This is a genomic window from Amycolatopsis acidiphila, from assembly GCF_021391495.1.
Classification (GTDB): domain Bacteria; phylum Actinomycetota; class Actinomycetes; order Mycobacteriales; family Pseudonocardiaceae; genus Amycolatopsis_E; species Amycolatopsis_E acidiphila.
The window spans coordinates 7,996,943-8,022,440 of record NZ_CP090063.1 but is presented as its reverse complement, the minus strand read 5'-3'; the positions used below and the strand labels follow the sequence as shown (position 1 = coordinate 8,022,440).

Here is a 25,498-nt window from a genome sequence, read left to right as displayed (position 1 = left end):
GGGTCCTTTCGGCCCGGCTCTCCATCACCGACTTCCTCAGCCCGCCGCCGGAAGGGCCCGGGACCCCGCCCGCGCAGGTGGCCGCCGAGCCGGCCATGGTGCACGCCGACCTCGGCGAGCTGACCGCCGGTCCCGGGCGCGCGCGGGACCGGCTCGCGGACGAGATGGCGATCGTGTGGGCGGAACTGGTCGAGCCGCACTGGCTACGGTTGCGAGCCGCGCTCGCCGAGGACACCGCTCTACCGCGAGCCGGACCGGACACGAGGTGCGATACCGGCGAACCGATCTTGGCGAGAATTTGTTGGCGGGAATAGGGTGGGCCCTGACTCGTGCAGAGGAGCGAACCAATGCGAATCGTCCACTATGGACATGCCTGTGTACTGCTGGAGACCGGGACCGCGCGGATCCTGCTCGATCCCGGCTCGTTCTCCGAGGGCTTCGAAACCGAGCGTGAGCTGTCCGCGGTGGTCATCACCCACCAGCACTTCGACCACATCGACTCGGAGAAGCTGCCCGCGCTGCTCGAGGCGAACCCGGACGCGAAGCTGATCGTCGACCCGGGCACCGAGGAGACGGTCGCCAAGCTCGGCCTCGAGTTCCAGGTCGCGCGGCCGGGGGACGCCTTCGAGATCGCCGGCACCGCGGTCAACGCCGTCGGCGGGGAGCACGCCGTGATCCACCAGGACATCCCGGTGATCCCGAACGTCGGCTTCCTGTTCGAGCACGGCGGCTTCTACCACCCGGGCGACTCGTTCTACGTGCCGGAGCAGAAGGTCGACGTGCTGGGCCTGCCGACCGGCGCGCCGTGGCTCAAGGCCGGCGAGGCGGTCGACTTCCTGCGCGCGGTCGCGCCGCGGGTCGCCGTGCCGATCCACGAGGCGGTGCTCGCGAACCCGGCCATGCACTACGGGTTGTTCACCAACCTCGCGCCCGAGGGCACCGAGGTCCGCGTCGCGCCGCGGGGCGAGGCCGCCAAGCTCTGATAGGTGGTGCCGAAGGCCCGGTTCTCCAGCGCGACGTCGACGGCGTCGAGCAGCGCCTGCCGGAGGCCGGGCCGGACGAGGTCTGCCGCGTCCATCCCGAGCCGGACCAGGCCGCCCCGCTTCGCCGCCCGCGCGGAGGCGAGCACGAGTGCGAAACAGCGCACGGTCTCGGTCCGGTTCGGCTGGCTCGCGAAGTCCTGCACCCGCGCCCGGTGCACGGTGCCGGTGTCCAGGTCGTGCACCGCCGCGAGGTCCGCGCACAGCCGGAAACCCTGACCACGCAAGGCTTCCAGCGTGCCGCGGGAGGCGAGCCAGCGCGGTGGGGCGAACCCGTCGGCGACCAGCCCGGCGCGGTCGAACGCGGCCTGCGCGGCGATCAGCCGCAGCCGTGCCTCGTGCGCGGGCAGCGCGGCGAACTCGGCCTTGCGCCCGAAGTGGGTGCGGTGTGCGGGCCCGACCCGGTGGTCGAACCCGTGCAGGAGCAGGCCGTTGCCGAGCCGGGTGCGGGTGCGCACCCACTCGGTGACCGCGGGGGTGCCCGCCAGTTGCGGGGCGAACAGCAGGGACAGCGGTACTTTCCGCCGGTCCAGCTCGGCAGCCAGGTCGGCGCAGCGATGCAGCGTCCGGGGGCCGATGCCGGACAGCGAGACCAGCAGACGGGCGTCCATAACGCCATTAGCGCAGCCGAAGGTGGCTTTCCGCTTACCGGCGAATTACACCCCGCTACCGGACCGACCAACTTCCTACAGAATCGGCGCCGGCGCGTAGTTCGTGGCCTCCGGGAACCGCGACAGCACGCTCTCGACCTGCTTCGCGACGGCCGCGACCTGCGCCGGGGCGACGCCGGTGAACGACAGCCTGTCCGCGAGCAACCGGTCAAGGTCCTCGCGGGTCAGCGGCAGCCGGTCGTCCGCGGCGAGCCGGTCCAGCAGGTCGTTGCGGCTCAGCCCCTCCTCGCGCATCGCCAGCGCGACGGCGACCGCGTTCTCCTTGATCGCCTCGTGTGCGGTCTCCCGCCCGACCCCCGCGCGCACGGCGGCCATCAGCACCTTCGTGGTGGCCAGGAAGGGCAGGTAGCGGTCGAGCTCGCGGGCCACCACGGCGGGGAAGGCGCCGAACTCGTTGAGCACCGTCAGGAACGTCTCGAGCAGGCCGTCGAGCGCGAAGAACGCGTCGGGCAGCGCGACCCGGCGCACCACCGAGTCCGACACGTCGCCCTCGTTCCACTGGTCGCCTGCCAGCTCCCCGATCATCGACAGGTAGCCGCGCAGCACGACCGCGAGCCCGTTGACCCGCTCGCACGAGCGCGTGTTCATCTTGTGCGGCATCGCCGACGAGCCGACCTGGCCGGGCTTGAAACCCTCGGTGACCAGCTCGTGGCCGGCCATCAGCCGGATCGTCTTGGCGAGGCTCGACGGCCCGGCGGCCAGCTGCACCAGCCCCGAGAGCACGTCGAAGTCCAGCGACCGCGGGTACACCTGGCCGACGCTGGTGAACGTCCGGCTGAAGCCGAGGTGCTCGGCGATCCGCCGCTCCAGCAGGTCCAGCGTGGACTCGCTGCCGAGCAGGTCCAGCATGTCCTGCGCGGTGCCGACCGGGCCCTTGATCCCGCGCAGCGGGTACCGGCCGATCAGGTCGTCGAGCCGCTCGAACGCGACCAGCAGCTCGTCGGTCGCGGTGGCGAAGCGCTTGCCCAGCGTGGTGGCCTGCGCGGCGACGTTGTGCGAACGGCCGGCCAGCACCAGGTCCGAGTGCTCGATGGCGAGCGAGGTAAGCCGCGCCAGCACCGCCGCGACGCGGCCGCGGATCAGCTCCAGCGACCGGCGGATCTGCAGCTGCTCGACGTTCTCGGTGAGGTCGCGCGAGGTCATGCCCTTGTGCACGTGCTCGTGCCCGGCGAGCGCGTTGAACTCCTCGATGCGGGCCTTCACGTCGTGCCGGGTGACCCGCTCACGCTCGGCGATCGAGGCGAGGTCGACCTGGTCGAGCACGCGCTCGTAGTCCTCGACCACGCCGTCCGGCACCTCGACGCCCAGCTCCTGCTGCGCCCGCAGCACCGCGATCCACAGCTCGCGTTCCAGCGTCACCTTCCGTTCCGGCGACCAGAGGGCGACCAGTTCGGCGGAGGCGTAGCGCGACGCGAGCACGTTGGGAATGCGGGGCTTGTTCACAGGACAAGACTAGGTCAGGGCGTCGCGAAGCATGGCACTGGCGACCGCGCGCGGGTCCGGGTCGGCCTCGATCAAGGCGTTGACCACGGCGCCGTCGACCAAGGCGATCAGCTGGCGGACGCGCTTGTCGTCGATGGGCCTGCCGGAACGGGCGAAGATCTCCTTGAGCAGCCCGTACAACTCGCCCTGCATCGTGTGCACCACGGGCCGCAGGTAGGGCCTGCGGCCCGTGGTGACCAGCCGCTCGTAGCGCGCCAGCACCGCGTCGTACGTGCTGTCCTCGCCCAGCAGCTGGTCGAGCACCAGCTCGACGACAGTGTCCACGCCGCGCGGCTCGGTGCCGATCCGGTCCAGCTGCTCGCGGCCGCGGGACAGCTCGCGCCGGCCGCTCAGCTCGACCGCCGCGGTGATGAGCTCTTCGAGGGAGTCGAAGTAGTAGGTGGTGGAGGCCAGCGGCAGGCCGGCGCGCTCGGCCACGGCCCGATGCCGGATCGCGTCGAAGCCGCCCTCGACGAGCAGCTCGGCGGCGGCCTCCACGAGGGTGGCGCGCCTGCGCTCGCCTTTCGGCGTGCTGGCGGCGGTCATGCGTTGAACATAATCGCGGCGCGCGGGGTCTCGATGAGGGGTGGCGGTCGGGTGCGGGGCCGGCCTCAGCCGTTCGTCAGAAACGTCCTGCCAGGGCGGCCGCGATCCGGGGCAGGTCGGTTTCGGACGGCGGCGCGCTACCCAGGTCCGGCGTGCTCAGCACCAGCACCGTCCCGCCGCTCGCCGCGAGCTGCTCCGCCGCGATCGTGCCGTCCGTCAGCACGGGAAGCCGTGCAGTCACTCCAGCGGGGAAGACCGTCACCGAGACGACCCCGTTCCGGTCGTCGTCAGTGACATGGAACCCCGCCGATCGGCTGGCCGTCGGACAGAAGCGACCAGGTGAAGGCCCGGTCGTTCCGGTCGCCGGGAGCTCGCCAGCGAGGGCTGTGGCGAGCTCCCGGTCGACCTTTTCGCACCCGGAGGTGCCTTCGGCCCGGGGGCCGTCCTTCCCGTTCCCGCCGCTTCCCTGCAAGGGCGAGGGAACAGGAGAGGTTCCAGGAAGACGCTCGGGCGCTGTCACCGGTTGCGCCGTCGAGGTCTCCGTAGACCGAAAATAGGACACTCCGGCTATCCCGGCAGCGCTCAGCACCGCGACCAGGCAGGCCGCGGTCAGCAGCAGCGCGGACCTGCGCCGCTCCTTCGCCCGCGCCGACGCGGCGGTCACGTCGCTCAGGCTGAACCCGGGTGGAGGCGGCTCGCCCGGCGCGGCCCGGAACAGTGTCTCGAGCTCCTTCTCATCCATGCGTCTCCACCTCCTCGCCGAGTGCCGCGCGCAGATGCGCGAGCCCACGTGCCGTCTGGCTCTTCACGTTTCCTTCGCTGCAGCCCAGCGCCTTCGCGACCCCGGCGACGTCCAGCCCCTCGAAGTAGCGCAGCACCAGCACCGCCCGCTGCTTCGGCGGCACCTGTGCCAGCCCGGCCAGTAGGTCCGCCCGCAGCGCGACCTGCTCGTCGAGCCGTTCGCCGACCGGCTCCGGTTCGGGCAGCCGCTCGACCTGCTGCTCGCGCCGCCAGGGCCGCCGGGACTCGTCGATCGAGGCCCGGACCAGGGTCTTGCGCAGATAGGCGTCGGTCGCGCCACGCTCGCGGATGCGGTTCCACCTGCGGTGCAGCGCCACGAACGCCGTCTGCGCGAGATCGTCCGCGCGATGCCAGTCGCCACAGAGCAGGTACGCGGTTCGGCGCGCGGAGTCCCGCCTGGTGGCGAAGTACTCCGCGAACTCCTGCTCCTCGTGCTCGTCCACCGGCCTCCCGGGCGTTTCTCAAGAGTTAGACGGAAGCACTGCGCGCTACGGTTGCATAGCGGGTTGTAGATCAACTAGACGGTGTGATGTGATCTAACCGTGACCTCATCTGACACCCAGTCGCTTGATTTTCGCTCCGACACTGTCACCCAGCCGGATGAAGCGATGCGGAGAGCGATGGCGTCCGCTGAGGTTGGGGACAACGTCCTCGACGGCGACCCGACCATCCGGGCTCTGGAGGAGCGGGCGGCGGGCGTGCTCGGCATGCCGGCCGCGCTGTGGACGCCCAGCGGGACGATGGCCAACCTCATCGCCTTGAGTGTCCACCTCGAGCGTGGTGACCGCTTCCTCGCGCCGCGGGGCGCCCATGTCCTGATGAACGAGCTCGGGTCCGCCGCCTGGCTCGCCGGGGGCATGCCGGACCCGCTGGAGCACGACGCCGGTCCCGGCAGGCCGAGCCCGGAGGCGGTCGCCGCCGCGATCGGGGCGCGCGGGGGCCCGTACTTCACCCTGCGCACCACGCTGTTGTGCCTGGAGAACACGCACAACGCGTCCGGCGGCTCGGTCATCCCGCCGCACGAGCACGCCCAGCTGCTCTCGACCGCCCGCCAGGCCGGGCTGCGCGTGCACCTCGACGGCGCCCGCATCTGGCACGCGGCGGCCGCGCTCGGGCTGCCGCCCGCGGCGCTGACCGTCGGGGTCGACACGGTGTCCGCCTGCTTCAGCAAGGGGCTCGGCGCGCCGGTCGGCTCGGTGGTCGCGGGCAGCGCGAGTTTCGTCGAGCGCGCCCGCCGGATGCGCCAGATGCTCGGCGGCGGCGTGCGGCAGGGCGGCGTGCTCGCCGCGGCCGCGCTGGTCGCCCTCGACCGCATCGGCGACCTGGCGGAGGACCACGAGAAGGCCCGCAAGCTCAGCACCGGACTGGCCGAGCTCGGCTGGGAGGTGAACACCCCCGAGACCAACATCGTGCTGGCCAGGGTCGCGGATCTCGCGGTGACGCTGGACTCGCTCGGTGCATTGGGCATCCTGGCGTCCACGCTCGGCGGAAAGGTACGGTTCGTGACGCACCGCGATCTGTCCATGGCCGGCGTCGAAGAGGCGCTGCGCAGGATCAAGGCTGGGGGCCATCCGTGACCAACTGGATCGTGTTCGACTACGGCGAAGTGATCTGTGGGCGGACCGATGCGCTGCCCGAACTGGCCTCGACGCTGGGCGTCGGCGTGGCCGAGTTCGAGCCGCACTACTGGGCCTTGCGCGACAAGTACGACCGCGGCGCATCGGATCTCGAGTACTGGGGCGCGGTCGGCGACGCTCTCGGTGTCCAGGTCGATCAGTCCACTTCGGACACTCTGACCCGGATCGACATCCAGGGCTGGTCCTGCCTCGAACCCGCCTCGGTGGAGCTCGTCTCCGCGCTCGCGGAGGCCGGCGCGTCGCTGGCCCTGCTGTCGAACGCGCCGTCCTCGTTCGCCCGCTTCGCCGAGAAGCAGGACTGGGCGCAGCACTTCCGCGTCCGGGTGTTCTCTGGCGACGTGGGCGTGGCGAAGCCCGACCCGGCGATCTTCGAACTGCTGCTCGCCCGCCTGCAGGCCCAGGCGGGCGAGTGCCTGTTCTTCGACGACCGTCAGTCCAATGTGGATGGAGCACGGGCGGCGGGGCTGCGGGCGCACCGTTGGCAGGGCGCCGACTCGGCTCAGGCCGTGCTCTGACGCGTCAGCGCAGCCGCTTCGGTTCGTTGCGGTTCTTGATCGCGCCGTAGGCGGCGGTGCCGAGGAACACGGCGCCACCGATGATGGCGATCCAAATCACGGCCTTGAGCAGGAAGCCGACCACCGACCCGATCACCATGAACGCCACCCAGGCGACGATGAGTGCCCCGACGATCTTCCAGAACATGGCATCCCTCCGGTTACCTCGCGAGCCGTGCAGCTCGCTACGAGCAAGGCTCCCAGGTTTCCGGCGGCGAAGCTCGCTGTTCGGGAAACGTTCAGGGGAAGACCGGGGTTCCCCCTGACTCGAGCCAGCCCCCCAGCCGCCGCACCCCTTCGGTGACGTCGTCGCTCGCCCCGGCGAAGGAGAACCGCACGTATTCGCCGCCGTGCACCGGGTCGAAGTCGATGCCGGGCGTGATGGCGACGCCGGTGTCGGCCAGCAGCCGCTGGCACCAGCTGAGGCTCTCCGTGGTGTGCTTGGCGACATCGACGTAGGCGTAGAAGGCGCCGTCGACCGGGGCGACCCGGTCCAGCCCGATGCCGCGCAGGCCGTCGAGCAGCAGGTCCCGGTTCGCGCGGTAGTGCGCGACGTGCCCGTCCAGCTCGGCGTAGGACTCGGGTTCGAACGCGGCGACGGCGGCGTGCTGGGCGATCGCGGGCGCGCAGATGTTGAGGTTGCCGGTGAGCACGTCCACCGCGCGGTGCAGCCGCCGCGGCACCAGCATCCAGCCCAGCCGCCAGCCGGTCATCGCGAAGTACTTGGAGAACGAGCCGAGCACGATCGCCTCCGCCGAGCTCTGCCACGCGCAGCCGAGCTCGGTGTCGTAGGAGATGCCGTGGTAGATCTCGTCGCTGATCAGCTGCACGCCGCGGGCCGAGCACCAGCCCGCGATGGCGGCGAGCTCGCCCGGCGGCAGGACCGTGCCCGCCGGGTTGGTCGGGCTCGCCACCACCAGGCCCGAGATCGGGCCCAGCTCCTCCAGCAGCTCCACCGTCGGCTGGAAGCGCGTGCTCTCGTCGGTCTGGAACTCGACGACCTCGCAACCCAGCGCCGACAGCAGGTTCCGGTACGCCGGATAGCCCGGCCGCGCCATCGCGACCCGGTCGCCCGCGTCGAACGCCGACAGGAACGACAGCATGAACCCGCCGGACGAGCCGGTGGTGACGATGACGTCCTCCGGGCTGACCTCCAGCCCGTAACGATGGTCGTAGTGGCCCGCGATCGCCTCCCGCAGCTCGGGAATGCCCAGCTGCACGGTGTAGCCGAGGTTCTGCTCGCGCAGCGCGCGCTCCGCCGCCGCCCGCACCGGCTGTGGGGCGCCCGCCGTCGGCTGGCCGGCCGCCAGCGAGATCACGTCACCGTGGGTGCGCTGGCGCGCCTGTGCCGCGGAGAGCACCTCCATCACGTGGAACGGGGCGACCTCGGCGCGCTGGGAGGGACCAGGGAATTCGACCATGCCACGAGACTAAAACCCGTCAGTAGCCGACGTAGCCACCACCATGGGACATCGCCTGCAGGCCGGGGGTGTTCGCTATACTGCCGTACCGGCCGATCGTGTAGCGCACCCCGGCGATGATGTTGTCCACCGGGTTGTAGATGTCGTCGTGCCCGGGCAGCTTGTTCCCGTTGAACGTCGAGTCGATGCACTGCATCAGGCCCTTCGACGGGTGCCCCGCCGCGGCGTTGGAGTCCCACAGGTTGATCGCGTGCGGGTTGCCGCCGGACTCGTGCTGGATGATCGCCCAGATGTTCTTGATGTCCGCGTCGGTGACGTTGACGCCCGCGGCCTGCAGCTCCTTGATGGCCTCCTCGATCCACTGCTGCACGTTGCCCGGCGGCTGACCGACGGGCGGGCCGCCGCTGGGGCCCATCCCGCCCACGCCGCCTCCTCCGCCGCCGGAGTGGTGCGAGCCGCCTCCGCCACCGCCGTGCAGGCCGCCGGTGCTCTTCATGGACTGCGGCGCGGTGCCCAGCGGGGGCACCGACGAGTACCCGCCGTCGACGTCCTTCTGCACCAGGCCCATCACCCGCTGGATCTCCTGGTTGGCCGCGTCGAGCTTGGTGCCGATCTGGGTGGTCGCGTCCGTCGCGATGGCCGTGGTGGCCTGGGTGTTCTGGGCGATGATCGCGTCGGGCGTCTGCGCAGGCATGGTCGCGCCGTCCTTGTGCGCGGTCACCGCGTCGAGCTGCGCCTGTGCCGCGTCGGCGGCGGCCTGCGCCTTCTGGTTGAGGCCGTCGATCTTGGTGTGCGCGTCGTCGCGGAGCTGCTGGACCTCCTTCTGCGTGCGGTCCAGGAAGCCCTGCAGGTTGCCCAGCTCGTTCGCGACCTCGTCGAGGTGGTCGTTGACCTTCTGGCCGGCGTCGCCGATCTTCTTGACGTAGTCGAAGAACGCGTCCGCCTGCGGGCCGGTCCAGGTGCCGCCGCCGAGCGCCGCGGTCGCGTTGCGCAGGGCGACCGTGTGGTCGGCGGAGTCCTTCGACGCCTGCCGGAACTGGTCCGCCACGCCCTGGATCGAGGCGGGACGCACGTTCTCCACCTGCTGCGTCTTGGTCTCGACGTCGTTCCAGTTCGGCGGGAACTCCGCTTTCGCACTCACAGGTCCAGACTTCCGTCCTTGACGGTGATGCTGTCCTTGGCCGCCGCGTCGGTCTCGCGCAGCGCACGGGCGGCGTCACGGAGGGCACCGCCGGTGGACTTCATCAGCTCGGCTGCCGCGTCGAACTGGCCGTGCATGCGGTCCTTGAACCCGTGCAGCGCCGTGACCGCGTGCTCCGAGGGGTGCTCGCCGGGCCGGTTGTCGGGGTGCTTGATGTCGCCGAACGGGTTCGGCCCCGAGACACCGACCATCTTCTGCTTCGAGTCCTTGAAGTGGTCGTGCAGGACCTCGACCCTGCCCGCCACATGGTCCAACGAGTCCGGATCGCTGTGCGGCACCCTCGTCAACCCCCTTCGCGAAAACTCGGTCCACCTGTTCGGACGCCTGCCCGGCGGCAGCGGTTCCGAGATCTTTGTAGCACCGCCGCCCCGGCGCTACACCTCTTCCAGCAACTCCCAGATCCGGGTCGCGAGCAGCTGGTTGTCGGCGGGCGCGACCGTCACCCAGTCCTGCCCGTCGGCGCCCGTGCCGAGCTGCACGAGGTACCGGCCCGCGTCGGTGTCGTGGAACGCGACGACCCGGCCGCCGCGATGCATGCTCCCGTCCCGGCCGAGGCGCTCCACGCCGAACTGCCCGCGCGCGGTCGTCCCGACCATCATCCCGGCGAGCTCCTGCGCCTGCCACAGCTCGACCTTACGGTCCTCCAACGCCGTGACCAGTGCTTTCGGGTCGCCCTGGGCGTCGGCGTCGGCGGCCAGCACGATCCGGTGCGGCACGCTGACCGACCGGCCGACCCCCGCACGCAGCTCACCGGCGACCGACACCGCGGACTCCGGCAGGGACGTGTCGCGGGCCGGGATCAGCCACACCTCGTCGCGGTCGACCACGGCGAGCAACGCCTGGCTGCCGATGCTGACGGCGAGGCCCTTGATCTCCCGGTCCGCCCAGACCCACACGTCGATGCTCACCTTCGGATGGGCGAGCAGGTTCAGCTGGTCGACGAGGTCGGCCGACGCGCGGGTGCCGCGGGCCAGCTGCCGCTCGCCGAGCGAGGCCCACGCCTTCTCGACGAGCGCGCGCCGTTCGCTGTGCGTGCGGCCGGGGCTGAGCACCCGCAGAGCCGGATGCGGCGGCGGCAGCCGCTCGGCCTCCCACAGCACGTCGAACTCCAAAGTGGACAGCACGAGGCTGTCGCCGGGGGCGCTCACTCTTCCGGCAGCGGCTTGTCGCCGATGAGGTGGGGCGAGACCGCACGCGGGTCGGCGAACAGGTCCCGGTCGTCGACGCCGAACCGCCGCACGTGCTCGGCGTCCTCCTCGCCGTCCTGCGTCGCGGCCGGTTCGAGGATCGCGCGAGTGCGTTCGCGGGTCGGCGGCTCAGGCGCCGCCTTGCGGGCGCGCAACGCCTCCTCTTCCTCCGGCAGGTCGCCGACCGGCAGCTGCCGGACGCGCTTCGAGGCGTCACCGCCCCGGCCCGGCCGGTTGCGTTCCCGTTCGCCGCTGGTCGCACCGCCGACGCCGGCGGCGCCGATCGCCGGCGCCCCTTCCGCGAGCGCGCCGACCCCGCCGGCGGCGCGGACGTTGGCGAACCCCGGCCCGACGTTCGTCGTGCCGGCCGCGCCGCCGGGCACCGAGCCGAACACCTTTCCCTTGCCCAGCAACGCTTCCCCGCTGCCGACGGGCACCCGCGGAGCGCCCTCGGCCGGGCTGCCGGGTTTCCCCCAGGCGCCGGCCGAGCGCTCGTCGCCCGGCACGTTTCCCGGAACGCCACCGACTCCGCCGACCTGCTGTCCCGGTGCGAGCGGTGCCTGGCCGGGCCCGGGCCGGACGATGGTCTCCTGCTGTCCCGACCGCGGGCGCCCGCCGGCGACCCCGCTGATCGGCTCCGTCATCGGCGTCCGCGCGGGCGGCGCCGAGCTTGGCGTGGTCGTCTGTGAGGGTGCGGTCGCACCGGCACCCGGGTGCTGTGCGGCCGGGATCCCGATCGGCGGTGTCGGCGCGCTAGGCGCGGGCGGCGGCGCCGCGGCGACCACCGGGACCGTCCGCACCGGGGCGTCCTTCGCGCCCGCCGCGACGGTCGGCGACGTGTCGGGCACCGAGGACACCGGCGGCACCGGTTCGATCGTCGGCCCGGCGACCGACTCCGCGGCCGCACCCGGCGCGGAGAGCAGGTTCATCGACTGCGGCGCCTCGACCGGCTGCGAGGACGCGAGGTAGTTGCCGCTGTCGTGCGCGTACGCGTTGAGCGCGTCCACGGCCTGCGCCTTCGCCTCGGTGTTCGCCTTCACGCTCGCCGCGTGGTCGGTCTCGAAGCCGAACAGGCTGAACAGGGTGTCGCTCATCGTGTAGCCGCCATCGCCCTGGCGCAGCGCTTCGGGGTCGGGCAGCTTGTTCTTCGTCCGGTTGAACGCCTCGCCCTGCTCGAAGATCAGCTGCGCCGCCTGGGCGACCTTCGTGTTGGCGTCGGCGGAGAACCCGGCCTGGTCGGCCAGCACGGTGCTGGCCTGTCCGCCCGCCTCGCTGTGCCACGACACGCCGAGCGCGGCGAGCTGGTCGCGCAACGTCGTGTCGGTGTGCGAGAGCGCGCCCGCGACCTGCTTGAGCGCGTCGACCGCGTCCCCCATGCCCGCCGTGCCGCCGCCCTCGCGGAACTTCTCCACCTCGCGGGCGAGGCTTTCCGGGTCGTAGCCGTCGAAGCGCTGGTCGTGCAGCTTCTCGACGAGCGTCGGGATGTCGTAGCGGCTGCTGTCGAAGGTGCTCACAGCCGCACCTCGCTGCGCTCGGTGCGCCTGCGAGCAGGTGCTGCTGTGTTGAACTGTTCGCTCGCAAGCTCGCTCACTTGACCGCCTCCAAGGTCTCGACCGCCATCTTCGCCACGGTGGTGGACATGTCGCACAGCTGCTGCTGGGTGAACGAGCGGTCGTCCGGCGCCATCTCCGCCCGCAGGGTCTGCCCGTCGGCGACGCCGACCAGTGTCTCGCAGTCCTGCACGCCGTCGCTCGGCGCGAAGTCGACCAGCGCGGGGAAGCCGGGCACGTCGACGAGCTGCTGGGTCATGCTCGCCTTGTGCCGGCTTCCGGTGAGCCAGTCCTGGACGTCGGCGCCGTCGATCGTCTCCAGGTAGTACGTGTACGTCGGTGTCGCCGCGTCGACGTCGAAGGCGCAGGTCGGGCCGTCCCGCTGGACGTCCTTCGCGAGCGGGCGCGGGGCGCCGTTCTCCTTGAGCCGGTCCAGCTGCGCGGTGGTCAGCAGCGTGCAGGGATCGACCCCCCGCAGGGACAGGTCCTTGGCCCGCGCGGGCAGCTCGGGCGCGGCGGAGGTCGAGAACGCGGGTGCGGCCACCCCGCCGACGTCCGTGGTGCAGCCACCCAGCGTGATCATCGCCAGGATGACCACCGCGCTACTTCTCGGCGGCATGGCGGTCCCCGAACGCCGCGATCTTCTCGTCCTCGCCCGCCTGGTAGGTGCCCGCCGCGGTGCGCAGCTGAGTGGCGAGCGCCCGCAGCTGCTCGATGTAGTTCTGCACGCGCTGGGCGTACGAGCCGTCGCCGCGGGCGACCAGCCTGTTCCACGCGTCGGCCGCGGTGGCGCTGACCACGTCCTGTGCCGGGGCGTCGATGGTCAGCTCGATGAGCAGCTGGCGGACGCGGTCGGCCAGGGCGTCGGCCTGGTCATTGATGATCTTCGCGACCTCGAGCACCTGGCCCGGCTCGACGGCGATGTCCATCGCAGCGGGCACCGCGGGCACTGCCGTGCTCAAGGCGCTCACGGTGGTCTCTGCCATGGTGCGCACTCTCCTGGGTACGGACGGTAACCGACCAGTCTCTTCAGCAGGCTACCAACGTCCGTGTGACGGCGGGCTGAGTTCCGGTTATCGGGCCGGGACCGTCACTTCCCCTTCGGCCGCGCGCAACGCGATGTCCGTCCGGTGGTGCGAGCCGGCCAGGTGCACCTTCGCCACCCGCTCGTACGCCTGCTCGCGCGCCGCCGCCAGATCCGGCCCGGTGCCGACGACCGACAGCACCCGGCCGCCGTGTGCGACGACGGCGCCGTCGTCCCGGCGACGGGTCCCGGCGTGCAGCACGCCCTCGGCCTCCGCACCGGTGATGACGTCGCCCGCCCGCGGCACGCCCGGGTAGCCGTCGGCGGCGATCACGACCGTGACCGCCGCGCCCGGCTGCCACTCCAGCGGCGGGTGCTCGGCGAGCGTGCCGGTGGCGGCGGCGTGCAGCAGCCCGGTGACCGGTGTCGTCAGCAGGGCCAGCACGACCTGGGTCTCCGGGTCGCCGAAGCGGCAGTTGAACTCGATGACCTGCGGGCCGTCGGCGGTCAGCACGAGCCCGGCGTAGAGCAGCCCGGTGAACGGGGTGTCCCGCGCGGCGAGCTCGTCGACGACCGGCTGGACGACGTCGGCCACGATCTGCTCGACCAGGCCCTCGGGCGCCCAGGGCAGCGGCGCGTAGGCGCCCATGCCGCCGGTGTTCGGGCCGGTGTCGCCGTCGCCGACCCGCTTGAAGTCCTGCGCCGGCAGCAGCGGCACCACGGTGCGGCCGTCGACCAGGCAGAACAGCGAGACCTCTGGACCGTCCAGAAAGGACTCCAGCAGCACCGGGTGGCCGCCGTCGAGCAGCGTCATGGCATGCGCCCTGGCCTGGTCGTAGTCGGTGGTGACGACGACGCCCTTGCCCGCGGCCAGCCCGTCGTCCTTGACCACCCAGGTCGGGCCGAAGCGGGCCAGCGCGTCGTCGAGGCGGGCGGGGTTGTCGACCGTCTCGCTGTGCGCGGTGGCGACCTTCGCGGTGACCATCACGTCCTTGGCGAACGACTTCGAGCCCTCGATCCGGGCGGCCGCGGCGGACGGGCCGAAGCACGCGATCCCGGCCTTGCGGACGGCCTCGGCCGCACCGGCGACCAGCGGCACCTCGGGGCCGATCACCACGAGGTCCGCGCGCCAGCCCGTGGCGAGCTCGGCGATCGCCGCGGGGTCGGCCACGTCCACGCCGAGCTGCTCGGCCAGGCCCGCGATACCCGCGTTGCCGGGGGCGCACGCGAGCGCGGTCACCGCCGGGTCGTGGGACGCGGCGAGGACAAGGGCATGTTCGCGGGCGCCCGACCCGATGACTAGGACACGCACGTCCCGAGACTAGCTGGCGCCCTCGCACGCGCAGTTCACCCGCCCGACAGCGGGCCGTCGACCCGTCTTGCCGTATCGGCCTTCCTGCCTCGCGACAGTGGCCCCATGCGGAACGTGATCGTCGGCCACCGCGGCGCGCCCGGGTACCGCCCCGAGCACACCCTCGCGTCCTACGAGCTCGCCTACCGTCAGGGCGTGAGTTGGGTCGACGTCGACCTCGTGCCGACCAAGGACGGCCACCTGGTCGCGCGGCACGAGAACGAGATCGGCGGCACCACCGACGTCGCACGGCACCCCGAGTTCGGCGCACGCCGGACCACGAAGGTCGTCGACGGCGTCTCGCTGACGGGCTGGTTCACCGAGGACTTCACCCTCGCGGAGCTGAAGACCCTGCGCGCGACCGAGCGGATTCCGGACCTGCGCCCGCACAACACCCGTTACGACGGGCGCTGGCAGATCGCGACCTACCAGGAGGTGCTCGAGCTGACCAGGCGGCTGGGCCGGGAGCTGCACCGGACGCTGGGCACCTACCCCGAGGTCAAGCACTCGACCTACTTCGCCTCGATCGGCAACCCGACCGAGCCGAAGCTGGTCGACGTCCTGAACCGCAACGGGCTGAACCGGCGGGATGCGCCCGTGGTCATCCAGTCGTTCGAGGTGTCGAACCTCGAGGCGCTGAGTGAGCAGGTGCGCGTGCCGCTGCTGCAGCTGACGTCGGCGACCGGCGCTCCGGCGGACTTCGTCGCGAAGGGCGACAAGCGCACGTACGCGGATCTCGTCACGGCCGCCGGATTGAAGGAGATCTCCACCTACGCCGACTACCTCGGCCCGGAGAAGAACCAGATCATTCCCCGGGACGGGGCCGGAAACCTGGCCACGCCGACGCCGCTCGTACGCGACGCGCACGATGCCGGGCTCAAGGTGGCGCCTTACACCTTCCGCAACGAGAACGGTTTCCTGCCGGCGAACCTGCGTTCCCCGGCCGACCCGGCGGAATGGGGCGAAGTGCTTGCGGAGGAATCGGCTTTCCTGGCCACGGGAATCGACGGTTTCTTCGCCGATCAGCCGGATACGGCGTTGCTGGCGGTAATGGATTCGTAGCGCTGAGGCAGTGGCCGCTTAGCTCTGCTCAGCTCTCGGCGAAAAACTGTAGCGTCTGCTTTTTCCGTTTCGATACTCTCGACAGCGGGTTGAGGGGGTTCGCACGGCAGCGGTACTTCTTCGGCTGCCGCCTTGCCTTTTTCCCACCTGAAACGGATCTCATGACTACTGCTGAGCCAAGACCGGCGGACTCCGACAAGCTCGACCCCGCCGTGCTCAAGATCGCCGGCGTCGTCGTACTCGGCGCCGTCATGGCCATCCTCGACACGACGGTCGTCAACGTCGCGCTCCAGGCGCTGACGCTGCAGTTCAAGACATCCTTCGACACCATCCAATGGGTCGTCACCGGCTACCTGCTCGCGCTGGCGACGGTGATCCCGGTCACCGGCTGGGCCTGCGACCGCTTCGGCACCAAACGGCCCTACCTGTTGTCCATCGGGCTGTTCCTGATCGGCTCGATGCTCGCCGGGATGGCGTGGAACATCGAGTCGCTCATCGCCTTCCGGGTCCTGCAGGGCCTCGGCGGCGGCATGCTGATGCCCGCGGGCATGACGATCATGACCAGGGCGGCGGGCCCGCACCGGGTCGGCCGCGTGATGGCCGTGCTCGGCGTGCCGATGCTGCTCGGCCCGATCGGCGGGCCGATCCTCGGCGGCTGGCTGGTCGACGCGGTGAGCTGGCGCTGGATCTTCTACATCAACGTGCCGATCGGCGCGATCGCGCTGCTGCTGGCCTCGCGGATCCTGCCGAAGGACCAGCCGCGCCCGGCCGAGAAGTTCGACTTCCCCGGCATGCTCATGCTCTCGCCCGGACTCGCACTGCTGATCTTCGGCGTGTCCAAGATCCCGCAGGAGGGCGGCGTCTCGTCGCTCGGCGTGTGGCTGCCGGGCCTCGCGGGGCTCGCGCTCATCGTCGCGTTCGTGCTGCGCGCCGCCCGGATCGAGAACCCGCTGGTGGACCTGAAGCTGTTCAAGGACAGGACGTTCGCGGTCGCGATGATCACCCTGACCTTCTTCATGGTGGCCTTCCTCGGCGCGATGCTCGTGCTGCCGACGTACTTCCTGCTGGTGCGCGGGGAGTCCGCGCTGCGGGCCGGGTTGCTGCTGGCGCCGCAGGGCATCGGCGCGATGCTCACGATGCCGCTGGGCGGTCGCCTCGCGGACAAGATCGGCGCGGGCAAGATCGTGCTGCCGGGCATCGTGGTGATCCTCGCGGGCCTCGCGGTGTTCACCCAGGTCGGCGCGGACACGCCGTATCTCGTGCTGATGGCCGGGCTGTTCGTGGTCGGCCTCGGCATGGGCGCCACGATGATGCCGATCAGCGCGGCGGCGCTGCAGACGCTCACCCAGCGCTCGGTGGCGCGCGCGTCCACCGCGATGAACATCGTGCAGCAGGCCGCGGGCGGTATCGGCTCGGCGTTGATGTCGATCGTGCTGGCCAGCCTGCTCGCCGGGAAGTTCGGCGTGCCGACCAGCCAGGGCCAGCTCGCCGCGACGGCGCTGCTGACGAACCCGCAGACCCACGCAGCCGCGGCGGGCGCGTCGGCGGACGCGTTCGCGAGCACGTTCCTGTGGGCCGTCGTACTCATCGCGATCTGCCTGATCCCGGCGCTGTTCCTGCCGAGGAAGCCCGTCGCGCCGGCGGTCGAGCCCGAGGTCGTCACGGCTTCTTGACGCCCTTCGTCGACGGGGCTACCTTCTGCGAACTCGCATTGGCGCGTTCTTAGACCATTGAGGTGAGCCCCGTGGACGAGGACAGCACCCGGCTACATCAACTCGGATACGCCCAGGAGCTCAAGCGGACGATGTCGGCGTTCTCCAACTTCGCCGTGTCGTTCACGATCATCTCCATCCTGTCGGGCTGCCTGACGCTCTACGGGTTCGGCCTGAACACCGGTGGCCCGGCCGCCATGATCTGGGGCTGGCCGCTGGTCGGGGTGTTCGTGATCCTCGTCGGCCTCGGGATGGCGGAGGTCTGCTCGAGCTTCCCGACCGCGGGCGGGCTCTACTACTGGGCGGCGAAGCTCGCGCCGCCCCGCGCCGCCGCGGCCTGGGCCTGGTTCACCGGCTGGTTCAACCTCGTCGGCCAAGTCGCGGTGACGGCGGGCATCGACTTCGGCGCCGCGCTGTTCCTCAACGCGTTCCTGGACCTGCAGTTCGGCTTCAGCGCGACGCCGGGGCACACGATCCTGCTGCTCGCGATCATCCTCGCGGTGCACGGGCTGCTGAACACGTTCGGCGTGCGGCTGGTGGCCGTCCTCAACAACGTCAGCGTGTGGTGGCACCTGATCGGCGTGCTGGTGATCGTCGGCGTGCTGGTGTTCGTGCCCGCCAGGCACCAGTCGGCGTCCTTCGTGTTCGGCCACTTCGTGAACAACACGGGCTGGGGCTTCGCGCCGTACGTGTTCGCGCTCGGGTTGCTCGTCGCGCAGTACACCCTCACCGGCTATGACGCGTCGGCGCACATGACGGAGGAGACGAGGAACGCGGCGAAGGCGGGTCCACGGGGCATCGTCAACTCGATCCTCGTGTCGCTCGTCGCCGGCTGGATCCTGTTGATCGGGCTCACCTTCGCGATCCAGGACTACGACGGCGCGGTGAACTCCGCCACCGGCGTGCCGCCCGCACAGATCTTCATCGACGCGGCCGGCGCGACCACCGGCAAGTTCCTGCTGCTGATCGCGATCGGCGCGCAGCTGTTCTGCGGGATGGCGTCGGTGACCGCGAACTCGCGGATGATCTACGCGTTCGCCCGTGACGGCGCGATCCCGGGGTCGGCCCTTTGGCACCGCATCAACAAGCGCACCCGGACGCCCACCAACTCGGTGTGGCTGGCGGCGGTCGGCGCGCTGATCCTCGCGCTGCCCTACCTGTGGAGCGAGACCGCCTACGCCGCGGTGACCTCCATCGCGACCGTCGGGCTGTATGTGGCGTATGTCATCCCGGTGTTCCTGCGGGTGCGCAAGGGCGACGCGTTCGAGCGCGGGCCGTGGCACCTCGGGCGGTGGGGCCGGCCGGTCGGCATCATCGCGACGGCGTGGGTGGTGGTGATCTTCGTGCTGTTCATGCTGCCCCAGGCCTCGCCCGTGACGGTGAGCACGTTCAACTACACGCCCGTCGCGTTCCTCGTCGTACTCGGCGGCGCCGCCGTCTGGTGGTTCCTCTCGGCACGCAAGTGGTTCACCGGGCCGAAGGTGCAGGGCTCGGTGGCGGAGCTGGAGGCGGTCGAAGAGGACCTTCGCGCGGTGTGATCGGCTCCTGCTGGGTAAGGATCAGGGCATGGAGCTGCTGACCCTGATGGGCGTGCTGGCCGTCGCGCTCGGCCTGACCGCACTGGCCCGCCGGTTCAACCTGTCGGCGCCGCTGCTGATCGTCGTGGTGGCGCTGGCGGTGTCGTTCATCCCCGGCGTGCCCAGGATCGAGCTCGAACCGGAGCTGATCCTGACGCTCGTGCTGCCGCCGCTGCTGTACTCGACCGCGCTGGACAGCTCGTTCTCGCAGTTCCGGGCCGCGTCCCGGCCGATCGTCGCGCTCGGCGTCGTGCTCGTCGTGGTGACCGCGCTCGTCGTCGCGTTCGTCGTGCACCTGCTGCTGCCCGAGCTGCCGATGTCCTCGGCGCTGGTGCTCGGGGCGGTGGTCGCGCCGCCGGACGCGGTGACCGCGGTGGCGATCGGGCGCAGACTCGGGCTGCCGCGGCGGCTGATGACCGTGCTCACCGGGGAGAGCCTGGTCAACGACGCCGCCGCGCTGACCCTGTACAAGATCGCGATCGCCGCGGTGCTCGGCACCGCCGGGTCGATCGGGCACGGGTTCCTGGTCTTCCTGGTGGCGGCCGTGCTCGGCATCGCGGTCGGGCTGGTCGCCGGGGTGCTCGTCGGGTTCGTCCGCCGCAAGCTGAACGACCCGCTGATGGAGTCGGTGTTCGGGATCATCGTGCCCTTCGCGGTGTACGTCGTCGCCGAGCACCTCCACCCGTTCTCCGCGGACTTCAGCGGTTCCGGGGTGCTCGCCGTCGTCGCCGCCGGGTTGTACCTGGGCAACCAGTCGCTGCACGCCGGTTCGGCGACCCGGGTGCAGGACACGTCGTTCTGGGCGTCCCTGGACGTGCTGCTGGAGACCCTGGTGTTCGCGCTGATGGGCCTGCAGCTGCCGTTCGTGCTGCAGAACATGGACGCCGCAGCGGCGAACAACCTCACGCTCGCGGTCGCCGCCGTGGTGGTGCTGCTGGTGACGATCGCGGTGCGCATCCCGTACGTGTTCCTCACCGGGATGCTGCCGCAGGCGGTGCGCCTGTTCGGGCGCGAGCGCGCGGCGCCGCCGTGGGGGTATTTCGCGGTCCTGTCGTGGACGGGCATGCGCGGGGTGGTGACCCTGGCGGCGGCGACCGGTGTGCCGCTGGTGACCGGCACGGGCGCCCCGTTCCCCGGGCGCGAGGAGATCCAGTTCTTCGCGTTCGTCGTGGCGATCGGCACGCTGCTCGTGCAGGGCACGACCCTGCCGGTGCTCATCCGCAAGCTCGGCATCAGCAGCGACGCCGAGGCCGAACGGGACGAAGCGGAGGAGAAGCACGCGCGCGAGGAGGCGATGCACGCGGCGATGAAACGTCTCGACGAGCTGATGCCGGACATGTTGTCCAAGGTGGACATTTCGAAGGAGCGCGCCGACCGGCTGATCTCCCGGCTGCGCGGCCTGGTGGAATCCCGTTACCAGGGCGCGATCGCCGCGATCTCACTGTCCACGGAGGAACGCGAGGCGAGCCCGCACGCGGCGTTCGTGCAGGCGCGCCGGGAACTGCTGGTGGCACAACGGGAGGCGGTGCTGGCCTGTCGCGAGGCCGGCGACCTCGACGACGAGGTGCTGCGCAAGGTGCTGCGCGAGCTGGACCTGGAGGAGCTGGCCCTGTCGAACACCCTCATGTCCCGGCTCGGCTGAGCGCGCCGAGCACCTCGAAGGTGCGCCGCTGGTCCTCGCGGCCGTTGAGGTCGGTCTGCGTGAACACCACCTCCGTGGCCCCCGCGTCGAAGAACCGGCGTACCTCGGCCGCGATGTGCTCCTCGTCGCCGATCGCCGCGAGCTCGCCCGCATTCGTCGCCCCGGCGAGGCCGACGACCCGCTGGTACGACGGCACCTGGTCGTAGAAAGCCATCTGCCGCAAGGCTTTCGCGCGAGCGCCCTCGACGTCGGAGGTGGCCACCCCGGCCACGAACGCGACGATCCGCGGGGCCGGGCGGCCGGCGCGTTCGGCCGCGGCGGTGATCGCGGGGACGATGTGCTCGCCGAGGGTCTTCGGCGTCACGAGGTAGGGCAGCGTGCCGTCGGCCAGCTCGCCGGTGACACGCAGCGCCTGCGGCCCCATCGCGGCGACCAGCACCGGCACCGCCGGCTCGGCTCCCGGCACGGTGACGGACAGCCTGGGCGCGGCGGTCAGCAGCTCACCGTGGAAGTCGGCCCGCCCGGTCTCCAGCAGCGGCCGCAGCGCGGTGAGGAACTCGCGTAGCACCGCGATCGGCCGGGTGAACGGGATGCCGAAGGTCTGCTCGACGATGAACCGCGCGCCGAGCGCGAGCCCGAGGTGGAAGCGCCCGTGCGTGGCGGCCTGGGTGGTCTGGGCCTGCGAGGACACGAGCACCGGATGCCGCCCGAAGACGGGGATCGCGGACGTGCCGACGTGCAGTTCCGGCACCTCGCGCCCCACGATCCCGGCGAGGGCCGCCGCGTCGTAGTCCAGCCGTTGGCCGAACCAGGCGGAGCGCACCCCCGCCTTCGCCGCGTCCCGCGCGATCGCCACGGTCGCGTCGACGTAGTTGTCCGCTTCGGGCGTGATGAGGGAAACCCCGATCGTCATGCCGGAACCAACCACCCGGACGGCGCGGGGATTTCCGCTCCCACCACTTGGGAACGCTGGCTTCCCGGTGCCCGCGGCGGACATGGTGAAGGTCCCGTTTCCGCATCCCGAGTGAGGAGAACCGGATGTCCCTGACCGACGTCATCGAAGGCACCCGCCAGGCCGCCGAAGCCGATCCCGCCAACGCCGCGGTCTCGTTCAGCGTGGCCAACGCCCTGGTCCCCGGCACGGCGACCGAGGTGCAGGTCCGGGTGCGCGACCACGCCTTCTCCGTCGACGAGCCGCAGGCCCTCGGTGGCACCGACACCGCGGCCAACCCCGTCGAGTACGCTCTCGCCGCGCTCGGCTCCTGCCAGGTGATCACGTACCAGTTCTGGGCGGCGAAGCTCGGCATCCCGCTCGAAGGCGTGCGGGTCACTGTGGACGGCGACCTGGACCTGCACGGCTTCTTCGGCTTCTCCGGCACCAGGCCCGGCTTCACGGACGTCCGGGTCACGGTCGAGCTGACCGGACCGGCAGGCCGGGACCGCTACGAGGAGCTCAAGAACCAGGTCGACGAGCACTGCCCGGTGCTGGACCTGTTCCGCAACCCGACCCCGGCGCGGACCACGCTCAAATGAACTCGTGCCGGACGATCGTCTGGTCGCGGCCCGGGCCGACGCCGATCGCCGAGATGCGGGCGCCCGAGAGCTCTTCCAGTCGCTCGACGTACGCGCGGGCGTTCGCGGGCAGCTCGTCGAACGAGCGGCACTCCGACAGGTCCTCCCACCAGCCGGGCAGCTCCTCGTAGACCGGCACGGCGTGGTGCACGTCGGTCTGGGTCATCGGCATGTCCTCGGTGCGGAACCCGTCCACCTCGTACCCGACGCAGATCGGCACCGTCTCCAGCCCGGACAGCACGTCGAGCTTCGTCAGGAAGTAGTCGGTGATGCCGTTGACGCGCGCCGCGTACCGGGCGATCACCGCGTCGAACCAGCCCGTGCGCCGCGAGCGGCCCGTGGTGACGCCGAACTCGCCGCCCTGCTTGCGCAGGCGCTCGCCCATCTCGTCGTTCAGCTCGCTCGGGAACGGGCCCGAGCCGACCCGCGTCGTGTACGCCTTGAGGATGCCGAGCACCGTGGTGATCCGGCCCGGCCCGATGCCCGAACCGGCACTCGCCCCGCCCGACGTCGGGTTCGACGAGGTCACGAACGGGTAAGTGCCGTGGTCGACGTCGAGCAGCGTGCCCTGGGACCCCTCCAGCAGCACCGTCTCGCCGCGCTCGAGCGCCTTGTTCAGCTGCAGCCGGGTGTCGGCGATGCGGTGCGCGAACTTCTCGCCCGCCGCGAGCACCTCGTCGGCCACCTGCTCGGGCTCCAGCGCCTTGCGGTTGTAGACCTTGACCAGCACCTGGTTCTTGAACTCGAGCGCCGCCTCGACCTTCTGGCGGAAGATCTTCTCGTCCAGCAGGTCCTGCACGCGGACCCCGACGCGCGCCACCTTGTCCTGGTAGCACGGCCCGATCCCGCGGCCGGTGGTGCCGATCTTGCGGCTCCCGAGGTAGCGCTCGGTGACCTTATCGATCGCCACGTGGTACGGCATGATCAAATGCGCGTCGGCGGAGATGAGCAGCCTGCCGGTGTCGACGCCGCGCTTCTCCAGGCCGTCGAGCTCGTCGAGGAGCACCCCCGGGTCGACGACGACACCGTTGCCGATCACGTTGGTCACCCCCGGGGTCAGGATGCCGGAAGGGATCAGGTGCAGGGCGAAGTTCTCACCGTTCGGCAGCACGACCGTGTGCCCGGCGTTGTTTCCGCCCTGGTAGCGGACGACCCACTGGACACGGTCGCCGAGCAGATCGGTGGCCTTGCCCTTGCCTTCGTCGCCCCATTGGGCACCGATCAGCACGATGGCCGGCATGTGACACTCCAGGTATTCGGCGAGAATTTGAAAGCCGGTGCATGAGCGTAACGGAGGGCCGCGACGTGCGGGGACGGGTACTGGTTTGCGGAGCGTCGGCGCCGGCAGTGCCGGAGGTGGACGGGCTGACCGTGCACCGGGTCGGCGAGCGCCCCGGCAAGGCCGAGGTTGACGACCTCCTCGACGCCGATCCGCTCATCGTCGCGGGTACCGACGCGGACCTCGCTGCGGTCGTGCTTCGCTTGCTGCGTAAGGAAAAGCTCGCATCGACCCGGGTCGGTTACGTGCCCGCGGACCCGGCATCGGAGGTCGCCGCGCTGTGGGGGCTGCCGACCGATCCGGTGCGTGCGCTGGCGCTCGCGATCCAGGGCGAGGTCGACCCGGTACCACTCCTGCGGGACGACAACGGCGGCGTATTAGTGGGGAGAGGCACATTCGGCGCCATCCGAGGGGTCGCTTACTGTGACGACGATCTCGCATTGCGTGGCACCGCGCGCTCCGTCGAAGTTTCACCCGATAGTGAAGGTGGATCAGGGTTGACCGTCCGCGTGGTGAAGGGCCTGGTCTTCAAACGGCCGGTGACCCTCTCGGGGCGCGCGTTCCAGCTCGGCTGCATCCCGACCCGTCCGACCAGCGACGGAGTGCCGTTCCCGCGCGCGATCACGCGCTGGACCTGGTACCGCCACACCGAGGACCTACGGCTGGTTCGCGGGCTCGCGGAAATGTGAGTTCGTCACCTACCGTCGAGCAGAAGTTTTCGCTCTGCAATTTCCCGGTGTTTTCCTAGCCACATCAGCTCCTCGGGGACTACTCTCCGGGACTCGTCAGCGGCCCAGGGTCGTCCGCCCAGTTCCGGCTCAACTTCCACTCGAGGAACCTGATCTATGTCGGTACCGAACTCCGCTCGTCCGGCGCTCGCGCTGGTGCTCACCCTGCTGATCGCGGGTGGCGGCTGGACGTGGGTGACGCTCGCGGCGCCCGCCGACGGCCGTGCGCTCGTCGGCACGGCCGGTGGCGTCCTGGTCGTCGTGCTCGCCGTGGTCGCGGCGCTGCTCGCGCGGTGGCACGAGCGGCTCCGGTTCGCCCGGCAGCACGTCACGGTGATCAACAACGAGCTCGGGTACCTCGTCGACCACATCCTGCCCGCCGCGGTGGAGCGGCTGCGGGACGGCTCGTCGGCGGAGACGGTGTTCGCGCAGCTGCCGAAGCCGAGCCACGAGACGCACCAGCGCCTGCTGCGCACGCTGACCCGGGAGATCAGCATCGGGGAGCGCCGCCGGGCCGCGGCGATGGCCGCCTGCGGCAACGCCGCCGGCCGCGTGCAGGCCCTGGCCACGAGCATGCTCGCCGACCTGCGCGAGATGGAGAACCGCTACGCCGAGGACGTCCTCGGCGACCTGCTGAAGATCGACCACAGCACGGCGCAGACCGGCCGCCTCGCCGACAGCATCGCGGTGCTGACCGGCGCCCGGTCCGGCCGCCGCTGGACCAAGCCGATCGTGATGGAGAGCATCCTGCGCGGCGCGATGGGCCGGATCGGCGCCTATCAGCGCGTGCAGGTCCACTCGACCTGCACCTCGGCGGTCGTCGGCTACGCGGCCGAGGACGTCATGCACGCGCTGGCCGAGCTGATGGACAACGCGACGAAGTTCTCCGCCCCCTCGGAAGAGGTGCACGTCTACGTCGAGGAACTGCACAACGGCGTGGTGGTCACCATCGAGGACGGCGGTCTCGGCATGAAGCCGCAGGCGCTCGAACGCGCGAAGGCCGCGATCTCCTCGACCGAGCCGCTGGACCTCACCCAGCTCTCGGGCACCCGCCTCGGCCTCGCCGTCGTCGGCTGCCTGGCCCGCAAGCACCAGCTGCAGGTCTTCTTCCGCCCGTCCTCGCGCGGCGGCACCGGCGTGGTCCTGCGGATCCCGAACCAGCTGATCACCCAGCCGCGCCAGCGCCCGGTGGTCCCCGCGCCGAAGCAGACGATCAGCGTGCCCGCGGCACGCCCGGCCCTGCAGACCGAGGCCGCGACCGCGGTGCTGGAGAGCGAGCCGACGACGCTGCCCAAGCGGCCACGCGGGCAGACGCTCAGTGCGATGGCGCGGGCGGCGAGCGCGCCTCCCGTCCAGTCGACCCGTCCCAGGACCGACGCCGGCGCCCGGTTCGGCGCCTTCCGGCAGGGCCGGGCCAAGAACGCCGAGGGCGGCGTGCCGTCCGACGACACCGAGTGACAC

Annotated in this window: 27 protein-coding genes; 11 read left to right on the top strand and 16 right to left on the bottom strand. The window is 71.1% G+C overall.

The genetic code is table 11. From position 1 onward, the window contains the following. Window positions 1-95: 95 nt before the first annotated feature. The gene (locus LWP59_RS39465) at window positions 96-314 is read left to right on the top strand and encodes a hypothetical protein (RefSeq protein ID WP_191334791.1); all 219 of its coding nucleotides are present in this window, start codon (window positions 96-98) and stop codon (window positions 312-314) included. A 33-nt stretch (window positions 315-347) separates the two neighbouring features. Then, window positions 348-983, top strand: a complete 636-nt coding sequence (locus LWP59_RS39460; protein ID WP_144642867.1) for an MBL fold metallo-hydrolase — start codon at window positions 348-350, stop codon at window positions 981-983. Here LWP59_RS39460 and LWP59_RS39455 read toward each other — a convergent pair. The 5 genes from LWP59_RS39455 to LWP59_RS39435 form a co-directional block, all read right to left on the bottom strand. Next, complete coding sequence (locus LWP59_RS39455; protein ID WP_186383427.1) at window positions 905-1,651, bottom strand: DUF2334 domain-containing protein; 747 nt, start codon at window positions 1,649-1,651, stop codon at window positions 905-907. The two genes, LWP59_RS39460 and LWP59_RS39455, sit on opposite strands and share 79 nt — an antisense overlap. A 75-nt stretch (window positions 1,652-1,726) precedes the next feature. Then, window positions 1,727-3,154 (bottom strand): adenylosuccinate lyase, encoded by a 1,428-nt coding sequence (gene purB / locus LWP59_RS39450; RefSeq protein ID WP_144642868.1) that lies wholly within the window; start codon window positions 3,152-3,154, stop codon window positions 1,727-1,729. Window positions 3,155-3,163: 9 nt separating this feature from the next. Then, entirely contained in the window at window positions 3,164-3,739 is a 576-nt protein-coding gene (locus tag LWP59_RS39445) for a TetR/AcrR family transcriptional regulator (RefSeq protein WP_144642869.1), read from the bottom strand. 76 nt (window positions 3,740-3,815) lie between these two features. Next, window positions 3,816-4,481, bottom strand: coding sequence for a flagellar basal body-associated FliL family protein (locus tag LWP59_RS39440; protein ID WP_191334792.1), 666 nt, complete (start codon window positions 4,479-4,481; stop codon window positions 3,816-3,818). Then, window positions 4,474-4,983, bottom strand: coding sequence for a SigE family RNA polymerase sigma factor (locus LWP59_RS39435; RefSeq protein ID WP_144636916.1), 510 nt, complete (start codon window positions 4,981-4,983; stop codon window positions 4,474-4,476). Before LWP59_RS39435 ends, LWP59_RS39440 begins: the two co-directional genes overlap by 8 nt. Window positions 4,984-5,082: 99 nt before the next feature. Between LWP59_RS39435 and LWP59_RS39430 the strand changes: the two genes are divergently transcribed. After that, window positions 5,083-6,117, top strand: a complete 1,035-nt coding sequence (locus LWP59_RS39430) for a threonine aldolase family protein (protein ID WP_144636914.1) — start codon at window positions 5,083-5,085, stop codon at window positions 6,115-6,117. Continuing rightward, complete coding sequence (locus tag LWP59_RS39425; RefSeq protein WP_144636912.1) at window positions 6,114-6,692, top strand: HAD family hydrolase; 579 nt, start codon at window positions 6,114-6,116, stop codon at window positions 6,690-6,692. Before LWP59_RS39430 ends, LWP59_RS39425 begins: the two co-directional genes overlap by 4 nt. A 4-nt stretch (window positions 6,693-6,696) precedes the next feature. Here LWP59_RS39425 and LWP59_RS39420 read toward each other — a convergent pair whose 3' ends face one another. The 9 genes from LWP59_RS39420 to purD form a co-directional block, all read right to left on the bottom strand. After that, on the bottom strand, window positions 6,697-6,879 hold the full coding sequence (locus LWP59_RS39420; RefSeq protein WP_144636910.1) for a hypothetical protein: 183 nt from the start codon (window positions 6,877-6,879) through the stop codon (window positions 6,697-6,699). Window positions 6,880-6,970: 91 nt separating this feature from the next. Further along, entirely contained in the window at window positions 6,971-8,152 is a 1,182-nt protein-coding gene (locus LWP59_RS39415) for a pyridoxal phosphate-dependent aminotransferase (RefSeq protein WP_144636908.1), read from the bottom strand. Between the two features lie 19 nt (window positions 8,153-8,171). After that, complete coding sequence (locus tag LWP59_RS39410) at window positions 8,172-9,293, bottom strand: transglycosylase SLT domain-containing protein (RefSeq protein WP_144636906.1); 1,122 nt, start codon at window positions 9,291-9,293, stop codon at window positions 8,172-8,174. Next, window positions 9,290-9,631: a hypothetical protein gene (locus tag LWP59_RS39405; RefSeq protein WP_229857371.1), complete on the bottom strand. Its 342-nt coding sequence runs from the start codon at window positions 9,629-9,631 to the stop codon at window positions 9,290-9,292. The genes LWP59_RS39410 and LWP59_RS39405 overlap by 4 nt, the downstream gene beginning before the upstream one ends. A gap of 96 nt (window positions 9,632-9,727) precedes the next feature. Further along, a complete protein-coding gene (locus LWP59_RS39400; RefSeq protein WP_144636904.1) occupies window positions 9,728-10,501 on the bottom strand; it encodes an ESX secretion-associated protein EspG in 774 nt (257 codons plus the stop codon). Next, window positions 10,498-12,054, bottom strand: a complete 1,557-nt coding sequence (locus LWP59_RS39395) for a hypothetical protein (protein ID WP_144636902.1) — start codon at window positions 12,052-12,054, stop codon at window positions 10,498-10,500. Before LWP59_RS39395 ends, LWP59_RS39400 begins: the two co-directional genes overlap by 4 nt. A 73-nt stretch (window positions 12,055-12,127) precedes the next feature. Beyond that, window positions 12,128-12,709, bottom strand: a complete 582-nt coding sequence (locus LWP59_RS39390) for a DUF3558 domain-containing protein (protein WP_144636901.1) — start codon at window positions 12,707-12,709, stop codon at window positions 12,128-12,130. After that, window positions 12,693-13,076 carry a PE domain-containing protein gene (locus LWP59_RS39385; RefSeq protein ID WP_144636899.1) on the bottom strand — a complete coding sequence of 128 codons (384 nt, stop codon included), beginning with the start codon at window positions 13,074-13,076 and terminating at the stop codon, window positions 12,693-12,695. Before LWP59_RS39385 ends, LWP59_RS39390 begins: the two co-directional genes overlap by 17 nt. Window positions 13,077-13,163: 87 nt before the next feature. Next, complete coding sequence (gene purD / locus LWP59_RS39380; protein WP_144636897.1) at window positions 13,164-14,426, bottom strand: phosphoribosylamine--glycine ligase; 1,263 nt, start codon at window positions 14,424-14,426, stop codon at window positions 13,164-13,166. Between the two features lie 105 nt (window positions 14,427-14,531). On the opposite strand from purD, the gene LWP59_RS39375 reads away from it, so the two are divergent. From LWP59_RS39375 to LWP59_RS39360, 4 genes are all read left to right on the top strand, one after another. Next, on the top strand, window positions 14,532-15,527 hold the full coding sequence (locus tag LWP59_RS39375; protein ID WP_144636895.1) for a glycerophosphodiester phosphodiesterase: 996 nt from the start codon (window positions 14,532-14,534) through the stop codon (window positions 15,525-15,527). A 161-nt stretch (window positions 15,528-15,688) separates the two neighbouring features. Then, window positions 15,689-17,200, top strand: coding sequence for a DHA2 family efflux MFS transporter permease subunit (locus LWP59_RS39370; protein ID WP_144636893.1), 1,512 nt, complete (start codon window positions 15,689-15,691; stop codon window positions 17,198-17,200). 71 nt (window positions 17,201-17,271) lie between these two features. Next, complete coding sequence (locus LWP59_RS39365) at window positions 17,272-18,777, top strand: amino acid permease (protein WP_144636891.1); 1,506 nt, start codon at window positions 17,272-17,274, stop codon at window positions 18,775-18,777. Between the two features lie 28 nt (window positions 18,778-18,805). Continuing rightward, complete coding sequence (locus tag LWP59_RS39360; RefSeq protein WP_144636889.1) at window positions 18,806-20,458, top strand: Na+/H+ antiporter; 1,653 nt, start codon at window positions 18,806-18,808, stop codon at window positions 20,456-20,458. On the opposite strand, the gene LWP59_RS39355 is transcribed toward LWP59_RS39360, so the two are convergent. After that, the gene (locus tag LWP59_RS39355; protein WP_144636887.1) at window positions 20,439-21,371 is read right to left on the bottom strand and encodes an LLM class F420-dependent oxidoreductase; all 933 of its coding nucleotides are present in this window, start codon (window positions 21,369-21,371) and stop codon (window positions 20,439-20,441) included. The two genes, LWP59_RS39360 and LWP59_RS39355, sit on opposite strands and share 20 nt — an antisense overlap. Window positions 21,372-21,496: 125 nt before the next feature. Here LWP59_RS39355 and LWP59_RS39350 point away from each other — a divergent pair, with 125 nt between their 5' ends. Continuing rightward, the gene (locus LWP59_RS39350; protein ID WP_144636885.1) at window positions 21,497-21,991 is read left to right on the top strand and encodes an OsmC family protein; all 495 of its coding nucleotides are present in this window, start codon (window positions 21,497-21,499) and stop codon (window positions 21,989-21,991) included. On the opposite strand, the gene LWP59_RS39345 is transcribed toward LWP59_RS39350, so the two are convergent. Next, window positions 21,984-23,270: an adenylosuccinate synthase gene (locus LWP59_RS39345; RefSeq protein WP_144636883.1), complete on the bottom strand. Its 1,287-nt coding sequence runs from the start codon at window positions 23,268-23,270 to the stop codon at window positions 21,984-21,986. The two genes, LWP59_RS39350 and LWP59_RS39345, sit on opposite strands and share 8 nt — an antisense overlap. A 41-nt stretch (window positions 23,271-23,311) precedes the next feature. Between LWP59_RS39345 and LWP59_RS39340 the strand changes: the two genes are divergently transcribed. Then, window positions 23,312-23,998, top strand: a complete 687-nt coding sequence (locus LWP59_RS39340) for a hypothetical protein (RefSeq protein WP_229857372.1) — start codon at window positions 23,312-23,314, stop codon at window positions 23,996-23,998. A 156-nt stretch (window positions 23,999-24,154) separates the two neighbouring features. Continuing rightward, window positions 24,155-25,495 carry a sensor histidine kinase gene (locus LWP59_RS39335; RefSeq protein ID WP_144636881.1) on the top strand — a complete coding sequence of 447 codons (1,341 nt, stop codon included), beginning with the start codon at window positions 24,155-24,157 and terminating at the stop codon, window positions 25,493-25,495. Window positions 25,496-25,498: the final 3 nt, after the last annotated feature.

Coding starts and splice junctions, on each gene's coding strand:
- LWP59_RS39460 (WP_144642867.1), top strand. CDS start 348: ATGCGAATCGTCCACTATGGACATGCCTGTGTACTGCTGGAGACCGGG.
- LWP59_RS39390 (WP_144636901.1), bottom strand. CDS start 12,709: ATGCCGCCGAGAAGTAGCGCGGTGGTCATCCTGGCGATGATCACGCTG.
- LWP59_RS39385 (WP_144636899.1), bottom strand. CDS start 13,076: ATGGCAGAGACCACCGTGAGCGCCTTGAGCACGGCAGTGCCCGCGGTG.
- LWP59_RS39340 (WP_229857372.1), top strand. CDS start 23,312: ATGAGCGTAACGGAGGGCCGCGACGTGCGGGGACGGGTACTGGTTTGC.
- LWP59_RS39440 (WP_191334792.1), bottom strand. CDS start 4,481: ATGGATGAGAAGGAGCTCGAGACACTGTTCCGGGCCGCGCCGGGCGAG.
- LWP59_RS39415 (WP_144636908.1), bottom strand. CDS start 8,152: ATGGTCGAATTCCCTGGTCCCTCCCAGCGCGCCGAGGTCGCCCCGTTC.
- LWP59_RS39370 (WP_144636893.1), top strand. CDS start 15,689: ATGACTACTGCTGAGCCAAGACCGGCGGACTCCGACAAGCTCGACCCC.
- LWP59_RS39360 (WP_144636889.1), top strand. CDS start 18,806: ATGGAGCTGCTGACCCTGATGGGCGTGCTGGCCGTCGCGCTCGGCCTG.
- LWP59_RS39335 (WP_144636881.1), top strand. CDS start 24,155: ATGTCGGTACCGAACTCCGCTCGTCCGGCGCTCGCGCTGGTGCTCACC.
- LWP59_RS39420 (WP_144636910.1), bottom strand. CDS start 6,879: ATGTTCTGGAAGATCGTCGGGGCACTCATCGTCGCCTGGGTGGCGTTC.
- LWP59_RS39355 (WP_144636887.1), bottom strand. CDS start 21,371: ATGACGATCGGGGTTTCCCTCATCACGCCCGAAGCGGACAACTACGTC.
- LWP59_RS39375 (WP_144636895.1), top strand. CDS start 14,532: ATGCGGAACGTGATCGTCGGCCACCGCGGCGCGCCCGGGTACCGCCCC.
- LWP59_RS39350 (WP_144636885.1), top strand. CDS start 21,497: ATGTCCCTGACCGACGTCATCGAAGGCACCCGCCAGGCCGCCGAAGCC.
- LWP59_RS39445 (WP_144642869.1), bottom strand. CDS start 3,739: ATGACCGCCGCCAGCACGCCGAAAGGCGAGCGCAGGCGCGCCACCCTC.
- LWP59_RS39455 (WP_186383427.1), bottom strand. CDS start 1,651: ATGGACGCCCGTCTGCTGGTCTCGCTGTCCGGCATCGGCCCCCGGACG.
- LWP59_RS39345 (WP_144636883.1), bottom strand. CDS start 23,270: ATGCCGGCCATCGTGCTGATCGGTGCCCAATGGGGCGACGAAGGCAAG.
- LWP59_RS39465 (WP_191334791.1), top strand. CDS start 96: ATGGTGCACGCCGACCTCGGCGAGCTGACCGCCGGTCCCGGGCGCGCG.